Origin of the sequence: Kitasatospora sp. NPDC057223 (assembly GCF_042669755.1) — a bacterium.
Classification (GTDB): Bacteria; Actinomycetota; Actinomycetes; order Streptomycetales; family Streptomycetaceae; genus Kitasatospora.
This window is the reverse complement of the sequence record NZ_JBHUWW010000093.1, coordinates 1-18,303: the sequence shown is the minus strand read 5'-3', so window position 1 is coordinate 18,303 and position 18,303 is coordinate 1. Positions and strand designations below refer to the sequence as shown.

The window sequence follows — 18,303 nt, the reverse complement described above, 5'->3', positions numbered from 1 at the left end:
ATTCTCCGCCCCGCGCCGGCGCCCGGCAGGCGTTCAGCCGGCCTCCTCCGCCACGGCCCGGACGGGCTGCGGCGTGCGCGGGCCGGAGGCCTGCCGGGGCAGCACGATCGCCGGGTGCGGCGGAGCGGCCGGAGCGGCCTGGACGGCCTGTGGTGCGGGGAAGCCGGGGTTGACCCCGCCCGCCGCGGTGATGCCGCTCGGGCGCAGCAGCACCTTCACGGTCAGCAGGAGGATCCGCAGGTCGAGCAGCAGTGAGCGGTGCTCGACGTACCAGAGGTCCAGCTCGATGCGCTGCGGCCAGGTGATCGAGTTGCGGCCCCTGACCTGGGCCCAGCCGGTGAGGCCGGGCCGGACGGCGAGCCGGCCGCGCTGGCGGGCCGAGTAGTGGACGACCTGCTCGGGCAGGGTGGGGCGCGGGCCGATGACGCCCATCTCGCCGCGCACCACGTTCCAGAGCTGCGGGAGTTCGTCCAGGCTGGTGCGGCGCAGCAGGGCGCCGAGGCGGGTGATCCGGGGTGCGTCCGGCTCGTCGGGGTGGCGGGGGTCGCGCATGGTGCGGAACTTCAGGATCTCGAACTCGCGTCCACGGTGTCCGGTCCTGGTCTGGCGGAAGAGCACCGGCCCGCCCATGGTGCAGCGGATCAGCAGGGCGATCAGCAGACCCAGCGGAATCGCGGTGATCCCGGCTATTAAGGTGACCGCGAGGTCGCCTCCTCGTTTCATGTGTCCCCCTGTCGCGGTTCGGGTGTGGTGGCTCAGCCGGCCTTCCAGGGCAGGCCCTTGGCACGGGCGACGGCCGCGTAGGTCTCCAGCGAGACCCGGGCGACGGCGCGCTGGTCGAAGTGCCGGCCGGCCCGGCGGCGTGCCGCCGCCCCGAGCCCGGCCCGCAGGCCGGGATCGGTGAGGAGCCGGTCGAGGGCGGCGGTGAGGGCCCGGGCGTCGCCGGGCGGGGTGAGCAGCAGGTGTTCGCCGTGGGTGCCGATCTCCCGGCAGCCGCGGATGTCGCTGAGCACCATCGGCAGGCCGCCGGCCGCGGCCTCCATGGCGGAGCGGGAGAAGCCCTCGCGGTGGGAGGGCAGGACGAAGACGTCCAGGGCCGTGTACAGGTCGGGCATGTCGTCGCGGCTGCCGAGGAACTCGATGCCGGCCGCGCCGGACAGCGCGTCCGGCTTGTCGGGGTCGGCCGGCCCGACCCAGGCGAACCGGGCCTTTCCGGCCAGCGCGCGGGCGGCCTCGGCGTACTCCCGGATGCCCTTCTCGGCGACCTGCCGGCCGACGCCGGCGACGAGCAGTTCGCCGTCGCCGACGCCGAGGGCGGCGCGGACCCTGGCCCTGGTGCGGGCCCGGTCGCCGGGGTCGGCCGCGAACCGGCTCAGGTCGATGCCGTTGCCGACCACCCGGGAGCGCCGGGCCGGCACGGCGCGGGCCAGCGCCCGCCGGTCGTCGGCGTTCTGGTACAGCTCGGCGTGCGAGAACCGCCCGGCGACGGCCTCGGCGCCGAGCACCAGCGCGCGCCTGGTGAGCGGGTCGTGGGCCTGCGCCCAGAGCCCGTGGCAGGTGTTGACGACCACCGGCACCCGGGCGGCGCGGCCGATGATCCGGCCGAGCACGCCGGTCTTGGGGTTGTGGGTGTGCAGGACGTCGGGCCGCAGCCGGCGCAGCACGGCGAGCAGTTCGCGGGCGGCGGCGGCGTCGGCCCGGGGGTGCCAGGCGCGGGTGAGGGCGGGCAGCGCCTCGTGCCGGACGCCGATCGCCTCCAGCCGCCCGACGTACGGGCCGGGTGCGCTGATGCCGTACGTCTCGAAGCCGGCCTCCAGGTCGACCCGGAGTTCGGTGGCGAGCAGCAGGTGGAGGCTCATGTCGACGGTGGTGAGGTGGGCGACCCGCAGCGGACGGCCGCCGGGGCCGCGCAGCCGGGGGCCGGGCAGCCGGGGGCCGGGCCGGGCGCCGCTCTCAGGCACGGACGCCCACCGCCTTGGCGGTGGCCACGATGCGGGCGTAGGCGCGTTCGGGGATCAGCCGGCCGTACAGCTTGGCGCGGTAGAAGTCGATCGGGTCGGTGCGCCGGACGGGGATCCGGCGCAGCCGGACCAGGTCGGCGCCCGGCTCGTTGCGGCCGGCCCGGCCGGTGGCGGCGCTGCGGAAGCGGGCGCGCAGGGCGGGTTCCATGTGCGGGACGGGCACGCCCCAGGTGTAGGCGTAGTGCCGGGGCCGCAGGCCCAGGTGCTGTTCCACGTCGTCGTTGCAGGCGTCCAGCTCGGCGGTGCTCAGCAGTTCGGGGCGGGCGTGGCTGCGGGTGTGGTTGGCGACGGTGCACAGCCCGGACTCGGTCATCTCCCGGAGCTGCTCCCAGCTGAGCGCGGGGGCCCCGGCGCTCCTCGCGGTGGAGCCCTCCCAGCGCATCTCACCGCCGACGTGGCCGCTGGCCAGGTAGACGGTGAAGGGCAGGCCCCGCTCCCGGAGCAGCGGCCAGGCGTTGCGGTGCACGTCGGCGAAGCCGTCGTCGAAGGTGAGCACGGTGGCGGGGGTGCGCAGGCCGGCCTCGATCCGGTCGACGGCCTCGTCCAGGGTGGTGACCCGGCCGGGCGGCAGCTCGGCGAGGAGGTCCGCCTGGGCGGTGAAGTCGGCGGTGGAGACGTCCAGCTCGTCGGTGCTGCCCCCGCCGACGCGGTGGTAGATGAGGAGGGTGGCGCCGGCGCCGGGGCGGTGGCCGGCCGCGCGGGCGAGTTCGCGTTTGAGCCTGCGGCGGGGCCCGGCCGGGCTGCCGGGCGGGGCAGCGGTGGGCGGAGCGGCGGCGGGCAGGGCGGTCACGGGTACGGCGGGCGTCGGCACAGTGGGCGTGGGCATCGCGCTCCCCCTCTGCGACGCCCTCCCCGGCGCCGGCAAGTGGCCTTGCTCCGGGCGGACTTGGGCGCTCCGGACGCAATCACAGTAGGGGGAACCGTGGGGCTGCTGCCCAGGAAATGTGAAAGAAGGGCGAAGGTCGGCCGAAACCGGCTGCCGCCGGGGCGGGCGGGCCGCGTTCAGGCGGTGGTCAGAGCGTCACACCGCGTCCGTGGCGCAGCACGGTGAACAGGATCCGGCCGAGCAGCAGCACGCCGGCCGCCAGGCAGCCCGCCACGGCCATCGTCCAGGCCGGGCCGTCGTCCGGCACCAGCACGGCCACCAGGATGCCCACGGCCAGACAGGCCAGGCCGACCATCGTCAGCGGGACCTGGTGGCGGTGCAGGGCGCCGCCGCTCCACAGCCGGGCCGCCCGGGAGGCCGTCCCGGCCAGGGAGTGATCGTGTTCCGCGTCTGCCATGAGACCCAAGGTACCTCCGCCCCGCGCCGGGGGCAGCCCTGCGCGCGCCCGGCCCTGCGCGGAGCCCCGTGCGGAGCCTCGCGGGCGGCCTTGCGCGGGGCCTCGCGCCGCCGCCGAAAATCGGCGATCGTGGCCGTACAACCATCCACGGGGTGTATCGGTCTCCCCTACATCGAGCGATCCAGGAGCCGTCCGCGGTACGGGTTGGGAGTCCCCGCCGAGGACCGGAGAACCAGGGGGCGGAGCCGCCGCGCCCAGGTGTCGGAGGCCGGGCTCCGTCCTCCGACGGTACCGCCACGCCGCATCGGCGATCGAGGGGGAACCGTGCCGCATACCGAGTCCACGACCGTCAGAGACCTGCCACCGGCCCGCACCGGGGCGGGCCGGGCCGGGCCCGCCGTCCGTCCGTCCGTCCGCGCGCTGCCCGCGCGCACCGGGGGCCCGGGGGCCGGGGCACCCCCCGCCGCCGACGGCGGGGACTGGCTGCGCTTCGCGCCCGTCCAGCCGCTGTTCCGGGCCCGCGCGGCGCAGCGCCTCGCCGTCCTCGCCTACCACGGGGTGACGGACCCGCGCTCGTTCGGGGCGCAGCTGGACCGGCTGCGCCGGCTCGCCGTCCCGGTGTCGCTGGAGGCCGTGCAGCGTGCGGTGGCCGAGCGCCGGCCGCTGCCGCCGCGCAGCGTGCTGATCACCTTCGACGACGCCGACCGCAGCGTGCTGACGCACGCGCTGCCCGAGCTGACCCGCCGGGGCATCCCCGCCGCCGCGTTCGTGATCTCCGAGCTGATCGGGACGGACCGGCCGTTCTGGTGGCACGAGGCGGCGTTCCTGGCCCGGCACGGCGGCCGGGCCCGCTCGCTCTGCACCGACCAGCCGTCCCAGTTGCTGCCGAAGCTCAAGTCGCTGCCCGACCCGGACCGCCGGCGCAGCCTCCAGGAGCTGCGGGTCAGCGCGTACCGCCGGCCGCCCCGGCAGGACCAGCTCGCGCCGGAGGACCTGCTGGCGCTGCGGGACGGGCGGGTGTCGATCGGCAACCACACCCAGGGGCACCCCTGCCTCGGGCGCTGCGACGCGGCGACGGTGCGGGCCGAGATCACCGGCGCCCACCACGCGCTGACCCGCTGGCTCGGCGAGCCGCCGACCGCGTTCGCCTACCCGGACGGCGGTCACGACCCGCGGGCGGAGGCGGTCCTCGACGAGCTGGGCTACCGGCTGGGCTTCCTGTCCGACCACCGGCTCGGGCCGCGACTGCCGGGTCACCCCCTGCAGATCAGCCGGCTCCAGGTGGACTCCGCGACCAGTGCCCGCCGCTTCGACACCATCCTGTCCGGGCTGGAGCCGGCCTACCGCCGCTGGCGCGGCCGCTCCGTGGCCTGAGGGGAGCGTCGTTCCGGGCCTACGCGGTCGGGGCGGGTGCCGCGAGGCCGGCCGTGACCAGCCGGGCCTGCGGGTAGCGGGCGACGGCGGCGGAGAGCGCGCCGGGCCGGCCGTTGTGCAGCACGGTCAGCCGGGCGCTGCCGGGCGCGGCGCCCCGGCCCGCGTCGGCGACCCGGCGCAGGGTCTGGGCGGCGACCGCGTCGGCCGAGCCGTACACGGCGAGGCCGGCGGCGGCGGTCGGTGCGACGGCGGCCCGGATCAGGTCGGCGACGAGTTCGTAGTGGGTGCAGCCGAGGACGACCACCGCCGTCCCCGCCGGGGTGCGGGCGGCAGCATCGGCGACGGCGGCGCCGATCGCGGCGTCGTCGCCGCGCTCCACCGCGTCCGCCAGCCCCGGGCAGGCGACCTCGGTGACGGCGGCCGGGCCGGCGAAGTCGCGGATCAGGGCGCGCTGGTAGCTGCTGCCGGTGGTGGCCGGAGTGGCCCAGATGGCGACCGGGCGGCCGGCGGCGGCGGCGGGCTTGATCGCGGGGACGGTGCCGATCACCGGGATCAGCGGCTCCAGCTCCGCGCGCAGCGCGTCCAGCGCGTGGACGGAGGCGGTGTTGCAACCGACCACGAGTGCGTCCGGCTCGTGCGCCGCGGCCGCCCGCGCACAGGCGAGGGCGTGCGCCGTCACGTCTGCGGGCGTGCGCGGGCCCCAGGGCATGCCGTCCGGGTCCGAGGAGAGCACGAGGTCCACGTCGGGCCGCAGGTTCCGCAGCGCGGCGGCGGCCGCCAGGAGGCCGATTCCGGAGTCCAACAGTGCGATCTTCACGGGGCACGACTCTAGTCGATCCACCCCCGGCGGCCCTGGTGCGGCAGACTGCCCGGGTGACAGTCCTGCTGTGGGTCTCCGCGCTCTCCCTGCTGGTCTGGCTCTGGCTGACCTGCTGCCACGGGTTCTTCTGGCGCACCGACGTCACCCTGCCGGAGCGCCGCCCGCCCGCCCGCTGGCCCGACGTGGCGATCGTGGTCCCGGCCCGGGACGAGGCCGAGGTGCTCCCCGTCAGCCTGCCGAGCCTGCTCGCGCAGAAGTACCCCGGCCGGGCGCGGGTGATCCTGGTCGACGACCACAGCGGCGACGGCACCGGCGCGCTCGCCGCCTCGCTGGCCGGCCCCGACGGCCTGCCGCTCACCGTCACCACCCCTCCCCCGCTGCCGGCCGGCTGGACGGGCAAGCTCTGGGCGCTGCGGCACGGCGTCCAGCTGGCCTCGGCGGAGCCGGACGACGGAGCCGCCGAGTACCTGCTGCTCACCGACGCCGACATCGCCCACGGCCCGGACTCGCTCGCCGAGCTGGTCGCCGCCGCCGAGAGCGCCGGGCTGGACCTGGTCTCGCAGATGGCCCGGCTGCGGGTCACCACCGGCTGGGAGCGGCTGATCGTCCCCGCGTTCGTCTACTTCTTCGCCCAGCTCTACCCGTTCCGGCGCAGCAACCGGCCGGGCAGCCGGACGGCGGCGGCGGCCGGCGGCTGCTCCCTGGTGCGGCGCGCCGCGCTGGAGCGGGCCGGCGGGGTGGCCGCGATCCGTGGCGCGGTGATCGACGACGTGTCGCTGGCCCGGGCCGTGAAGTCCTCCGGCGGACGGATCTGGCTCGGCCTGGCCACCCAGGTGGACAGCGTCCGGCCGTACCCCCGGCTCGCCGAACTGTGGCGGATGGTCTCGCGCAGCGCGTACGCGCAGCTCAGGCACTCGCCGCTGCTGCTGGCCGGCACCGTCCTGGGCCTCACGCTGGTCTACCTGGTGCCGCCGGCCGCCACCGTGGCCGGCCTGGCGGCGGGGCGGCCCGCCCCGGCACTGACGGGTGCGGCGGCCTGGCTGCTGATGGCCGGGACGTACCTGCCGATGCTCCGCTACTACCGGCAGCCGGCCCTCGCCGCACCGCTGCTGCCGTTCACCGCCCTGCTGTACCTGCTGATGACGGTCGACTCCGCCGTCCAGCACTGGCGCGGCCGCGGCGCGGCCTGGAAAGGCCGGACGTACTGACCCCGTCCGGGTGACACTGTCCGGATGAATCGTCAGACGATCTCCCGCATCGCCCACACCCACCACCCGATCGCCGCGCCGATCGCCGACGAGGCGGTGGCCCGCCTGATCGGCCGGGCGACGCCCGGTGAGGCCGGGCGGGTGCTCGACCTGGGCTGCGGAGAGGCCGGCTGGCTGCTGCGGACACTGGCGGCCCGGCCGCAGTGGCAGGCCGTCGGCGTCGACCTGGACGCCGACGCCCTGGCGAAGGCCCGGCGGACGGCCCAGGCGATGGGCCTGGAGCGGCGGATCGGCCTGCACCACCTGGACGCGGCCGGGTTCAGCACCAAGGAGCCCTTCGACCTGGTGCTGAACATCGGCGCGACCCACGCCTTCGGCGGGCTGCTGCCCACCCTGGCGGCGGCCCGCGGCAGCCTCGCCCCCGGTGGCCGGGTGCTGGTCGGCGACGGCTTCTGGGAGCGCGAGCCCGACCGGGCCGCACTGGACGGCCTGGGCGCGGACCGCGCGGAGTACGCGGACCTGGCCACCACCGTCGACCGGGTGACGGCCGAGGGCTGGACGCCGGTGTACGGCCACGTCAGCAGCCCGCAGGAGTGGGACGACTACGAGTTCTCCTGGACGGGCTCGCTCGCCGAGTGGGCGCTCGACCACCCCGGGCACCCCGACAGCGCCGCCGCCCGCGCGGCGGCGGACACCCACCGCGCCGAGTGGCTGCACGGCTACCGGGGGACGCTCGGCTTCGTCACACTGCTGCTGCGCCGCACGGCCGAGGGCGGCTGAGCCGGGCGGCCCGCGCTCTACGGCCGGTGCTGGGTGCGGTCGAGGAAGTCCGCGATCAGCGGGGCGATCTCCGGGAGCTTCTCCTCCAGCGCGAAGTGGCCGGTGTCGAAGAGGTGCAGCTCGGCCTCCGGGACGTCCCGCAGGAAGGCGTGGGCGCCGGGCTCGGTGAAGAACGGGTCGCCGCGGCCCCAGACGATCAGGGTCGGCGGGCGGGCGGTGCGCAGCCAGCGCTGCCAGGCCGGGTAGTGGCCGAGGTTGGTGTGGTAGTCCAGGGCCAGCTCGACCTGGATGTCCTTGCGTCCGGGCAGGTCGAGGAAGTGCTGGTCGAGGGTCCAGCCGTCGGGCGCCACCGCTGCCGGGTCAGTGGTGCCGCCCTCGTACTGGCTTCGCGTCACCTCCGCCGTGAGCAGGCCGCGGACCCGCTCCTCCGCGCCCTCGACACCGGGCCGGTTGGCGATGAACTCGCGGGCGAGGCCGGACAGCCCCTCCAGGTAGGCGTTGCCGTTCTGCACCACCAGGCCGGTGATCCACTCCGGGTGGCGGGTGGCCAGCCGCAGGCCGACCGGGGCGCCGAAGTCGAAGACGTACATCGCGAACCGGTGCAGCCCGAGCGCCCGGCAGAAACCCTCGACGACGTCCGTGAGGGTGTCGAAGCGGTAGCGGAACTCGGCGGGCGGCGGGCTGTCGCTGTGCCCGAAGCCCGGGTAGTCCGGCGCGATCAGCCGGAACCGGGTGCCGAGGGCGTCGAACAGCCGGCGGAACTGGTGCGAGGCGGACGGGAATCCGTGCAGCAGCAACAGGGCCGGCGCGTCGGCCGGGCCGGTCTCCCGGTAGAAGACGCGCAGGGCGCCGACCTGGACGAAGCGGTGCTCGATCTGCGGGACCACCGGTTCGCTCACGTGCTCTCCCCCGGGCGGAGCGGATTCGCTGACCCACCGATACTGGCAGCATCGGTCCGGGTGCGCACCGCGAGCCGGTCCCGGCCGGCAGGTACGGCAGACGGGTACGGCGGGTACGGCCTGCGGGTGCGGCCTGCGCTGTCAGCGCCGCAGCAGGCGCAGGGCGGCGGGCTTGGTGAACTCGTACCGGGTCATCTGCTCCAGGTCGCGCAGCCAGCGGGCCGGGCCCGCGGGGCGGGCCAGCGCCGCCCGGTACACGTCCTCGAAGGCGGTGGTGACGTGGTCGAGGGAGAACCGGCCGACCACCCAGTCGCGGCCCCATTCGGCCAGTTCGGCCCGCCGCGCCGGGTCGTCGAGCAGCGCGCGGATCTGGCCGGCCAGGGCCTCCGGTGAGGCGGGCCCCGGGGTGCCGTACCCGTACATGCAGCGGGAGGCGTGCGGCTCGACCAGCGGGCCCGGCTCGTGGACGGCGCTGTAGCCGGCCGCGCCGTGCACGATCACCGGTTTGGCGAAGGCCAGGCCGCGCAGCGCCGAGCCGCCCATGCCGAGCACCACGTCGGCGGCCTGGTAGGCGGGCCTCGGGTCCGCCAACTGGCCCGGTACCAGCACGGCCTGGCGGCCGAGTGCGGCGTTGGCCTCGGCGGCGCGGGCGCGCAGCGGCTCCAGGCTCGGCCCGGCGCCGACCACGGCCAGCCGGATCCGCGGGTCGTCGAGCCGGCGGACGGCCTCGATGGTGAGCGCGGCGCCGGCGTCCTTCTCCAGGTCGGGCACCAGCCGGGTGACGATGGCGAGCAGCAACTCCTCGTCCCCGATGCCGTGTTCGCGGCGGAAGGCGGCTCCGTCGGCCTGGCCGGGCGCGTCGGTCACGGTGTTCACCGGGGGCTCGATCAGCCGGAGGTCACGGTGGCCGAAGGCCCGGCCGTCACCCATCAGCGCTCCCAGGCCCAGCACCAGCGGCTGGTGGCGGGGCAGGCCGCGCAGCATCCGGATGCCGTAGAACGTGGTCACCACCGGCAGCCGGCCGAGCCGGCCCGGCCCGAAGTAGGAGTTGCGGGCGGCCCGGACCTCCCAGGCGTGCAGCAGCTGGCTGCCGTGCTCGGCGGCCAGCCGGCCGAGCCGTCGGCGGACCTCCCGGCGCGGGGTGTCCGGACCGCCGGCCACGACCAGTTCCAGACCGTGCCCGGCGGCGAGGCCGACCAGCGGCGCGGGCCCGGCGACACCCTGCGCGAACAGCACGGGGTCGTGCCCCCGCTCGCGCAGCGTCCGCGCGATGTCGACCGCGTTGAGCTGCGCGCCGCCAAGGGCGAGGTTGTTGAGATGGACCAGTATCCGAACGGGTCTCACCGTCACTCCTCCCAGCGGTGCTGGACGAACACCGGAGCGGCCAGCACCACGGCCCGCGGCGGGGTGTCCAGCATCGGGCCGAACACGTCGAACTGGCCGACGGAGTGCCAGCTCATCAGGGTGCCGCCGTCGGTGCGGCCGATGCCGTAGACACCGGCCCACAGGGTGTAACGCCCGCGCGGGAGCGGCAGCCTGGGGATCACGCAGGCGACCTGGTGGTCCTCGCCGGTCAGGCGGATCTCGTGGCTGAGCTGGAAGATCGGGCTGGACGTGCCCTCGCTGACGCCGAGGTGCAGCGTCGCGTCGCCCCGGTAGCCGCCGGCGAGGGTGAGTTCGACGCTCACCGGCTCGTCGGTGGTGAGGTTCTCGCGGTCCTCGCCGCGGATCTCGTGCTTCAGCAGGCGCAGCGGCTCGCCGGTGCGGGCGCCCGCCTCGGACTGGGCCTCGATGCTGTCCCGGTACCCGGCCATCGCCTCCTTGATCCCGGCGTCGACCCGGATCGCGCCCTGTTCCAGCCAGATCCCGCGGCGGCAGATCGACTCGACGGCGGGCAGGTCGTGCGAGACGAAGACGATGGTGGTGCCCTGCTCGGCCACCTCGCGCATCCGGTCCAGGCAGCGCTGCTGGAAGACCGCGTCGCCCACCGCCAGCACCTCGTCCACCAGCAGGACGTGCGGCTCCAGGTAGGCGGCGACGGCGAAGCCGAGGCGCATCTGCATACCGGAGGAGTAGAACTTCACCTGCCGGTCGATCGCACCGCCCAGCCGGGCGAACTCGACGATGTCGTCGAACCGCGCGGCCACCTCGCGGCGCCGCAGCCCCAGCAACGCGCCGAAGAGGTAGATGTTCTCCCGGCCCGTCAGATCCGGGTGGATGCCCGCACGGATCTCGATCAGCGCACCGATCCGGCCGCGCACGTCGATCACGCCGCCGTACGGGTACATCACCCGGGTCAGCATCTTGAGCAGGGTCGACTTGCCGGAGCCGTTGGAGCCGATCAGGCCGACGGCCTCGCCGGGCTCGATGTGCATGCTGATGTCGCGCAGTGCCCAGCGCCACTCCTCGCCGCGGCCGCCGCGCAGCCGGCGGGCCGCCGACTCGACCCGGTCGCGCAGCAGCATCCGCTGCTGGTCGGCCTTGAAGCGCTTCCAGACCTGCTCGGTGCGGATCGTTCCGAGGGGCAGGCTCCCGGCCGGGCCCGGCTCAGGCGACATCGGCGATCCCCGTTTCCAGCTTCTTGAAGAACAGGTAGCCGCCGACCAGGAAGACCACCGAGGAGACGGCGGCGATCGCGGTGAGCGCCGGGTCCGGCGCGTCGCCGTACAGCAGTGCCCGGCGGTACCCCTCGATGACCGCGCCGAGCGGGTTGACGGCGACGTACACCTCCTGGAGCCGCTGCGGGATCTGCGCCAGCGGGTAGGCGACGGGGGTGGCGAACACTCCCATCTGGGTGATGATCGGCAACAGGTGCCGGACGTCCCGCAGGTAGACCACCGCGACCGACAGGACGAGCGCCACACCGTAGGTGAAGGCGAACTGGATGCCCAGCAGCGGCAGCACCCAGAGGAAGGTGAGGGCCGGCGCCGTCCAGAAGACCAGGAAGAGCAGGCCGAGGACGGCCGTGCCGATCAGCATGTCGACCGTCGCCACCAGCATGGTGGCCAGCGGGAAGACCTCGCGCGGGCAGTACACCTTGTTCAGCAGGCTCAGGTTGTTGGACAGGCTCAGCGCGCCCTGGTTCATCGTGTTGCTGAAGAACTGCCAGACGATCAGGCCGACGTAGGCGAACAGCGTGTACGGCACACCGCCGGTGTCGATCTTCACGGCGCGGTGGAACACCAGCGTGAAGATGGCGCACAGCGCGAGCGGCGTCATCACGGCCCAGGCGAAGCCCAGGACCGCCTGCTTGTAGCGGGCGCGCAGGTCGCGCTCCGCCAGGGCGCGCACCAACTCCCGTGCGCCCCAGAGCTCCCGGGCCACCTGCGCGGGCCGCAGCCGGCGCCTGAAGACGAGTTCGGGCGGCGGCCCCTCGGGGCCTGCGGCCGGCCGGGTCTCCGGCTGGTCGGCGAGCTGTGCGCGTTGTCCCCCCACGGACCCCTGCCCTCTCCGGTGCTGACCCGCGCGTACCGAGAACCGGACCGGCTGCGCCGGCAGTTCGGCCCGCGTTCCACTCTGGCACAGTGGGTGGCCGGTGCGGGTCGGTTCGGTGAAGGTGGGAAAGGCGCGGGGTGGCGGGGCGGTCAGCCCTGCTGGACGAGCCGGTCGAGCACGGCGGGCATCTCCTTGACCCCGCCGGCCGGGGTGGGCGACGTCCGGTAGCGGCCCTGCACGACCACGCTGGGCAACTCGGTGATCTCGTACCGCCGGAACAGCTCGGCGGCCCCCTCGGCCTGCCGCCCGACCTCGGCCGAACGGTAGGCCGTCCGGAAGGCCTGCGCGTCGACGCCCTGGCGGACCGCCCAGGCCGTCGCGGTGTCCTCGGTGGTGACGTCCGCCTTCGCCTCGCGGACCGCGCGGTAGACGGCGAGCTGGAGCCGGTCGGCCAACTGCAGCCGCTCCAGCGTGTAGTAGAGCCGGGCATGGCCCAACTGCCGCTGCTCGCCCGGGCTTCCGGGCCAGACGGCGGGCACCCGGCGCAGCGTGACGTCGGCCCGGTGCCGGCCGGCCCAGGCCTGCAGCGGCTCCTCCAGCTGGTGCGAGTGCACGCAGTCGTACCAGAAGAACTCGACCGCCTCGGTCTTCTCCGCGGCGCGGACGGGCTGGGGGTGTTCCAGCGTCGCGTACCGGCCGTGCTCGGCGGGCGGCAGGTGGGTGGCGGCGCCGGCCTGGACGGGGCAGGCCGCCAGGCCGGTGGCGACGGCGAGCAGGACGGTCGAGCGCAGCAGCGACTTCACCCGGGCAGTCTTGCCGCCGCCTCCGGTTACCGGCCAGTCACTCCGTGCTCGGCACCGCCCGGTTCGCCCGAACGGCGCAGGGGTCAGTCCGTGACGGGGGCGTGCGAGGGGCGCGGCGGCAGGGCGACGGGCGCGGGCGCGGCGGACAGCTCCGGCGCGGGATCCGGCGCGGGGCCGGGCTCCGGCACGAGGTTCGGTGCGAGGTCCGGCACGAGCTGCGCCGCCGCCTTCGCCGTCGCGCCGTCGAAGAAGCGCAGCAGCTCCACCGGGAACGGCAGGACCAGCGTGGAGTTCTTCTCCGCGGCGACCTCGACGACCGTCTGGAGCAGGCGCAGCTGCATCGCGGACGGCGTGGCGTCCATCATCTCGGCCGCCTGGGACAGCTTGGCGGCGGCCTGGAACTCGCCGTCGGCGGTGATGATGCGGGCCCGGCGCTCCCGGTCGGCCTCCGCCTGCCGGGCCATCGAGCGCTTCATCGAGTCGGGCAGGGCGACGTCCTTGATCTCCACCCGGTCGATGTGGATGCCCCAGCCGACCGTCGGGCTCTCCAGCATCAGCTCCAGGCCCCGGTGCAGGTTCTCCCGGCCGGAGAGCAGGTCGTCCAGCTCGCTCTTGCCGATGATCGACCGCAGTGAGGTCTGGGCGACCTGCGACATCGCGAAGGCGTAGTTCTGCACGTCCACCGTGGCGAGCACGGGGTCGACGACCCGGAAGTAGACGACGGCGTCGACCCGGACCGAGACGTTGTCGCGGGTGATGCCGTCCTGGGCGGGGACGGGCATGGTGACGACCTGCACGTTGACCTTGCGCATCCGGTCGACGATCGGGATCAGCAGGGCCGGCCCGGGCTGGCGGACCCTCCCGCGGACCCGGCCGAGCCGGAACACCACGCCGCGCTCGTACTGCTGGACTACCCGGACCCCGGTGGCGAACCACAGCACACCGAGGGCCGCGATGACGACGAGTACCGCCATGTCAGTCGACCTTCCCCGTCGGCGACGCCCCCGGGCCGGGTCCTCGATGGCCCTGTCGCGCGGGTGCGGGCCGCGACGAAAGTATGCGCCGCTCCCGGGCCGCTGCCTACCGCCCGGCCGCATCCGGTCCCGCACCCGCTGCCGCGTCCGGTCCCGCACCCGATCCCGCGTCCGATGCCGGGTCAGGGATCAGTCGCCGGGCCTGCCGACCTCCGTCAGGAGTGCCTGCCAGGCGTCCGCCACCACGGCCAGGTCGAACCTGGCGAGGGTGTGCGCCCGGGCGGCGGCACCGAGCGCCCGCCGGTCGCCGGCCAGCACCCTGGCCAGCGCCTCGGTGAGCGCGGCCGGGTCGCCGGGCGGGGCGAGCGCGCCGGTCACGCCGTCCAGGACGGCGGAGCGCACCCAGCCGACGTCGGTGGCGACGGCCGGCAGCCCGGCCAGGCCGGCCTCGATCAGCACGCCGGGCACCCCCTCGCTGTCGCTGGTCAGCAGCAGGGCGTCGGCGGCCCGGTAGAGCGGGGCCGGGTCGGCGAGGTCGCCGAGGAAGTGCGCGCGGGCGGCGTCGTCGCGCCGCTGCAGCGCGGCCCGCAGCGGGCCGTCCCCCGCCACCGCCAGCCGGACGTCGGGGAGCCGGCCGATCACGTCCAGGGCGAGGTCGAGCCGCTTCTCGGGGCTGATCGCACCGACCCAGGCGACCAGCAGGCCGTCGGCGGGCAGGTGCAGGGCGGCCCGGGCGGCCCGCCGGTCGGCGGCGTCCCGGGCGGGCGGGTAGCGGTCGGCCGAGCGGCCGTTGGGGATGGTGCGGACGAGGGCGCCGGGCAGCCGGAAGCGCTCGATCAGCACGCTGCGGGCCTCGTCGGACAGCGCGGTGACGGCGGCGGCGCGGTGCAGCAGGGCGCCGGTGCGCAGGCGGCGGGCGGGGCTCGCGGTCCAGTGCCGGGGGTCGCCGATGCTGACGTAGACGAAGGGCGTGCGGGTGCCGGCCAGGGCGAGGGCGCAGGCCGGCAGGGTGCTGGAGCCGTGGGCGACGACCACGTCGGCGGTCCGCGCGGCGGCGCGCAGCGCGCGCAGGGTGCGGGGGTGGAGCCGGCCGGGGCCGAGGACGGTGGTGCGGGCGGCGCCGGGGGCCGCGCTCGCCTCCGGGTGCGGGGCGAGGGCCCGCAGGGCGGAGGCCTGGCCTCGGCGGCGCAGTTCCCGGTCGAGGTCGCGGGCGAGGTTCTGCGCGCCGCGCCGGCGCGGATCGGTGATGACGTGCAGGACCCTCGGGCGGGCCCCGGCGGGCAGGGTGGACGCTGCGGCGGGCATGGCACCGACGATGGCACAGGGCGCCGGGGCGGTACAGCCGGTTCGCAGAAGATCGTCCGGTCCTTCGCGGATCCCTCCGACCAGGCTCCGACGGGGCTCCGCCGAGCGCTCGCGAACGATCCGCGCGCCCCACCGTGCGCCCCTGTGCGCCTCCGCCTGCCCCGTCCCGGCACCCCCACCGCCCGCCGCAATCCCTGGCGGGCGGCCCGCCCCGGCTGCGATGCTGATCCACACTCAGGGCGCCGGCCGGCACGGGAGACCGGCCGCGCCCCGGATCCCGGGGGTCGGCCAGTGCACGTGCTCTATGTGATCGACAGCCTCAACCGGGTCGGCGGCGCCGAGCAGGGCCTGGTCGCGATGGCCCCGCAGTTGGTCCGCGCCGGGATCCAGCTCGACGTCGCGTACCTCAAGGACTCGCCGGGCGGGTTCCAGGCCGAGCTGACGGCGGCCGGCGCCGGCGTCCACGGCGTCCAGCACGCCACCCGCGCCCGGCGGGCCGCCGCGCTGCGCGCCCTGGTCCGCCGGCGCCGTCCGGACCTCGTGCACACCACCCTGTACGAGGCCGACATACTCGGCCGGGCCGCCGCCCTGGCGGCCGGCGCCCCGGTGGTCTCCAGCCTCGTCAACTCCGCCTACGGGCCGGAGCACCTGCACGCGCGCGGGCTCAGCCCGTGGAAGGTCCGGGCCGCCCAGGCGGTGGACGCGGCGACCGCGCAGGGCACCCGGCGCTTCCACGCGCTGACCCGGCACGTGGCCGACGCGATGGCCGGCCGGCTGCGGATCCGGGCCGACCGGATCGACGTGGTGCCGCGCGGCCGCGACCCGGAGCTGCTCGGCACCGTCACGCCCGAGCGGCGGGCCGCCGTCCGGGCCGCGCTCGGCCTGGCGGACGACGTGCCGGTGGTGCTCGCCGCCGCCCGCCAGCAGTACCAGAAGGGCCTGGACGTCCTGCTGGAGGCCTGGCCGCAGGTGCTCCGGGCCGCGCCGGGGGCGGTGCTGCTGCTGGCCGGCAGCGACGGAGCCGAGAGCGGCCGGCTGCGGGCCCTCGCGCAGGGTGCGGGCAGCGTGCGCTTCCTCGGCCCGCGCGGGGACGTGTTCGACCTGATGGCGGCGTCCGACGTGCTGGCCGTGCCGTCCCGCTGGGAGGGGCTGGGCAGCGCCGCGATGGAGGCGATGGGCGTCGGTGTGCCGCTGGTCTGCGCGGACGTGCCGGCGCTGCGCGAGACGGTCGGCTCGGAGGACTACGCCCGCCTGGTGCCGCCCGAGCAGCCGGCGGCACTGGCGGCGGCGCTGGCGGACACGCTGGACGACCGGGCGGCGGCGCGGGTGCGGGCCAGGTCGGCGAGAGCACGGTTCCTGACCAGCTTCACGCTTCATCAGGTCACCGGGCAGATGATCGGGTTCTACGAGCGGTCGCTGCGGTTGCGCAGCGTCTGACGGCCGGTCACCCATCGGTCCGGACAGCCGGTCACCCGGCGGGCCGGGCGACGGCGCCGCAACCCGTCGCGGCAGTATCGCCAAAGCGGTTGCGCCGCACCACGCGGACGGCAAGCATCGCAGGTGGGCGGAAGCGGCCGACAGGGCGGCCGGCCAGGGGCGGGGCGGACGGACCACGGGCTGCGGGGAGCAGCCGGCCGGGCCCGCGGCAGAGCGTTGGGCAGGGGGCGAGTCGCCCCGTCGACCGAGGAACCGCGCCACACCGTCCGCCGGCGGACCACCGGGCCGCCCGCCGCCCCGGCCCGCAGCACCGCCGTACCCGTCACCGCGCGGGGCCCCCGCCGGGCGCCCCGCAGCGGAGCTCCACGGCACCACGAACGCGAGGGGATCCCACCCGTGGAACCGGCCAACCCTTTCACCGTCCTGCGACGCTACTGGCGGCTGCTCGTCGGCTGCACCCTCGCCGCACTGGTCGTCGGCTGGCTGCTGACACCGGCGGGCGACGCCGTGGACAACGGCAAATGGCAGTGCAAGGTGGCGATCACACCGGTCGCCGGCGCCGGCGACAGTGTCCGGGCCGACCAGGTGCTGTCGTACGCCTCCGGGTCGGACGTGACCACCGCCGCCGCCGAGCAGCTCGGCATCACCGACGTCGCCGCCGTGCTGGCCCGCCGGACGGTGACCGCCGCCAGCACCCAGTTGCTGGTGTTCACCACCACGGGGCCGACCCAGCAGTCCTGCGCCGACCTGGCGGCCGCGTTCTCCGCCGCGACCATCAACGGCTACAGCCAGGAGTCGGCGAAGAGCGCCGCCGAGTCGGTCCGCCGCCTGCAGGCCCAGGCGGACGCCCAGCAGAAGCAGGTGGACGACCTCCAGCACCAGTTCAGCACGTCCTCCGCCGCCGACCAGCCCAGGCTCCAGCCGAAACTGACCGCCGCCCTCAACGCGCTCACCACCAGCCTCACCGACATCAGCAAACTGCAGAACTACGCCCAGACCGACGCCATCCAGCAGTGGGGCAGCATCGACGCCCGGGAGGCCGGGGGGAACCTGCTCACCTCGCCGACCCGCAGTATGCGGCTCGCCCTCGCGGTGGTGCTCGGCCTCGCACTCGGTGTGGTGGCCGCGCTGATGCTCAGCCGGATGGACACCAGGCTGCGCACCCGCAACGGCGCCGAGGAGGCGTTCAACCTGCCGGTGATCGGCGAGATCCCGCAGCTCGGCCGCCGGCTCCAGCGGCTGCGCGAGCCGCTGGTGGTGGCCCGGCCCTCCGACCCGGCCGCCGAGGCGTACCGCTCGCTGCGCTCGATCCTGCTGCTCACCGGGCCCGCCTCGCTGTCGCTGCCGGTGGTCGGGCCGGGCCGGCGCGAGCCCGCCGAGATCGTCTCCCGGCGACTCGCCAACCCCTCGCCGGTGGTACTGGTCGCGTCCGCCCGCAGCGGCGACGGCCGCACCACCACCATCGCCAACCTGGCCGCCGCCCTCGCCGAGACCGGCCGCGAAGTGCTCGTCCTGGACTGCGACTTCCGCCACCCGCAGGCCCACCTGCATCTCGGTGCCGGCTCCGGCCCGGGGATGGCCGAGCTGCTCAGCGGCGAACAGCTGGGCGAGCTGGACGAGTTGATCCGCCCGACCAACGTCGAAGGGGTCCGCCTGATCACCGGCGGGAACACCACCGCGTATCCGGCCGCGCTCGTCCTGCGGGCCGGCGAGGTGCTGCGCCGGGCCCGGCGGCACGCCGACCTGATCCTGGTCGACACCTCGCCGCTGCTGCACGCGAACGACGCCTACGACCTGGTGCAGCACGCCGACGCCGTGCTGGTGACGGCCAGGGGCGGCAACGTGACACCGGAACAGGCCGACCGGGTAGGCGAGTTGCTCTCCCGGACGGGCGTGCCGGTGGCCGGGGTGGCCCTGCTCGGCACGGTCGGCCAGTCCGGGCGCGGCCGCGGGCGCCGCGGCGG

At 75.7% G+C, this 18,303-nt stretch carries 17 protein-coding genes; 5 read left to right on the top strand and 12 right to left on the bottom strand.

Features of this window, described 5'->3' with window-relative positions; genetic code table 11:
* Positions 1–33 precede the first annotated feature (33 nt).
* The 4 genes from ACFUK0_RS27625 to ACFUK0_RS27610 form a co-directional block, all read right to left on the bottom strand.
* A complete protein-coding gene (locus ACFUK0_RS27625; RefSeq protein ID WP_380254873.1) occupies positions 34–723 on the bottom strand; it encodes a sugar transferase in 690 nt (229 codons plus the stop codon).
* A 32-nt stretch (positions 724–755) separates the two neighbouring features.
* A complete protein-coding gene (locus ACFUK0_RS27620) occupies positions 756–1,961 on the bottom strand; it encodes a glycosyltransferase (RefSeq protein WP_380254871.1) in 1,206 nt (401 codons plus the stop codon).
* Positions 1,954–2,847 (bottom strand): polysaccharide deacetylase family protein, encoded by an 894-nt coding sequence (locus tag ACFUK0_RS27615; RefSeq protein WP_380254869.1) that lies wholly within the window; start codon positions 2,845–2,847, stop codon positions 1,954–1,956. The genes ACFUK0_RS27620 and ACFUK0_RS27615 overlap by 8 nt, the downstream gene beginning before the upstream one ends.
* 187 nt (positions 2,848–3,034) lie before the next feature.
* The gene (locus tag ACFUK0_RS27610; RefSeq protein WP_380254867.1) at positions 3,035–3,304 is read right to left on the bottom strand and encodes a hypothetical protein; all 270 of its coding nucleotides are present in this window, start codon (positions 3,302–3,304) and stop codon (positions 3,035–3,037) included.
* A 324-nt stretch (positions 3,305–3,628) separates the two neighbouring features.
* Between ACFUK0_RS27610 and ACFUK0_RS27605 the strand changes: the two genes are divergently transcribed.
* Positions 3,629–4,678 (top strand): polysaccharide deacetylase family protein, encoded by a 1,050-nt coding sequence (locus tag ACFUK0_RS27605; protein ID WP_380254865.1) that lies wholly within the window; start codon positions 3,629–3,631, stop codon positions 4,676–4,678.
* Between the two features lie 19 nt (positions 4,679–4,697).
* Here ACFUK0_RS27605 and ACFUK0_RS27600 read toward each other — a convergent pair whose 3' ends face one another.
* Positions 4,698–5,495 (bottom strand): glutamate racemase, encoded by a 798-nt coding sequence (locus ACFUK0_RS27600; RefSeq protein ID WP_380254862.1) that lies wholly within the window; start codon positions 5,493–5,495, stop codon positions 4,698–4,700.
* A gap of 56 nt (positions 5,496–5,551) precedes the next feature.
* Between ACFUK0_RS27600 and ACFUK0_RS27595 the strand changes: the two genes are divergently transcribed.
* Complete coding sequence (locus tag ACFUK0_RS27595) at positions 5,552–6,706, top strand: glycosyltransferase (protein ID WP_380254859.1); 1,155 nt, start codon at positions 5,552–5,554, stop codon at positions 6,704–6,706.
* Between the two features lie 24 nt (positions 6,707–6,730).
* Positions 6,731–7,486 (top strand): SAM-dependent methyltransferase, encoded by a 756-nt coding sequence (locus tag ACFUK0_RS27590; RefSeq protein ID WP_380254857.1) that lies wholly within the window; start codon positions 6,731–6,733, stop codon positions 7,484–7,486.
* Positions 7,487–7,503: 17 nt separating this feature from the next.
* Here the strand turns inward: ACFUK0_RS27590 and ACFUK0_RS27585 are convergent, their stop codons facing one another.
* From ACFUK0_RS27585 to ACFUK0_RS27555, 7 genes are all read right to left on the bottom strand, one after another.
* The gene (locus ACFUK0_RS27585; protein WP_380254855.1) at positions 7,504–8,385 is read right to left on the bottom strand and encodes an alpha/beta fold hydrolase; all 882 of its coding nucleotides are present in this window, start codon (positions 8,383–8,385) and stop codon (positions 7,504–7,506) included.
* A gap of 141 nt (positions 8,386–8,526) precedes the next feature.
* Positions 8,527–9,729 (bottom strand): glycosyltransferase family 4 protein, encoded by a 1,203-nt coding sequence (locus tag ACFUK0_RS27580; protein ID WP_380254854.1) that lies wholly within the window; start codon positions 9,727–9,729, stop codon positions 8,527–8,529.
* A 2-nt stretch (positions 9,730–9,731) separates the two neighbouring features.
* Positions 9,732–10,943: an ABC transporter ATP-binding protein gene (locus tag ACFUK0_RS27575; protein ID WP_380254853.1), complete on the bottom strand. Its 1,212-nt coding sequence runs from the start codon at positions 10,941–10,943 to the stop codon at positions 9,732–9,734.
* Positions 10,933–11,820, bottom strand: a complete 888-nt coding sequence (locus ACFUK0_RS27570) for an ABC transporter permease (protein WP_380254851.1) — start codon at positions 11,818–11,820, stop codon at positions 10,933–10,935. The genes ACFUK0_RS27575 and ACFUK0_RS27570 overlap by 11 nt, the downstream gene beginning before the upstream one ends.
* A gap of 149 nt (positions 11,821–11,969) precedes the next feature.
* Positions 11,970–12,623 (bottom strand): thiol:disulfide interchange protein DsbA/DsbL, encoded by a 654-nt coding sequence (locus ACFUK0_RS27565; RefSeq protein ID WP_380254849.1) that lies wholly within the window; start codon positions 12,621–12,623, stop codon positions 11,970–11,972.
* Positions 12,624–12,706: 83 nt separating this feature from the next.
* Complete coding sequence (locus ACFUK0_RS27560; RefSeq protein WP_380254847.1) at positions 12,707–13,597, bottom strand: slipin family protein; 891 nt, start codon at positions 13,595–13,597, stop codon at positions 12,707–12,709.
* 189 nt (positions 13,598–13,786) lie between these two features.
* A complete protein-coding gene (locus ACFUK0_RS27555) occupies positions 13,787–14,902 on the bottom strand; it encodes a glycosyltransferase (RefSeq protein ID WP_380254845.1) in 1,116 nt (371 codons plus the stop codon).
* A 291-nt stretch (positions 14,903–15,193) separates the two neighbouring features.
* On the opposite strand from ACFUK0_RS27555, the gene ACFUK0_RS27550 reads away from it, so the two are divergent.
* Complete coding sequence (locus tag ACFUK0_RS27550; RefSeq protein WP_380254843.1) at positions 15,194–16,339, top strand: glycosyltransferase family 4 protein; 1,146 nt, start codon at positions 15,194–15,196, stop codon at positions 16,337–16,339.
* 396 nt (positions 16,340–16,735) lie between these two features.
* The coding region (locus tag ACFUK0_RS27545; RefSeq protein ID WP_380254841.1) for a tyrosine-protein kinase family protein at positions 16,736–18,303 on the top strand (1,568 nt) is incomplete at its 3' end.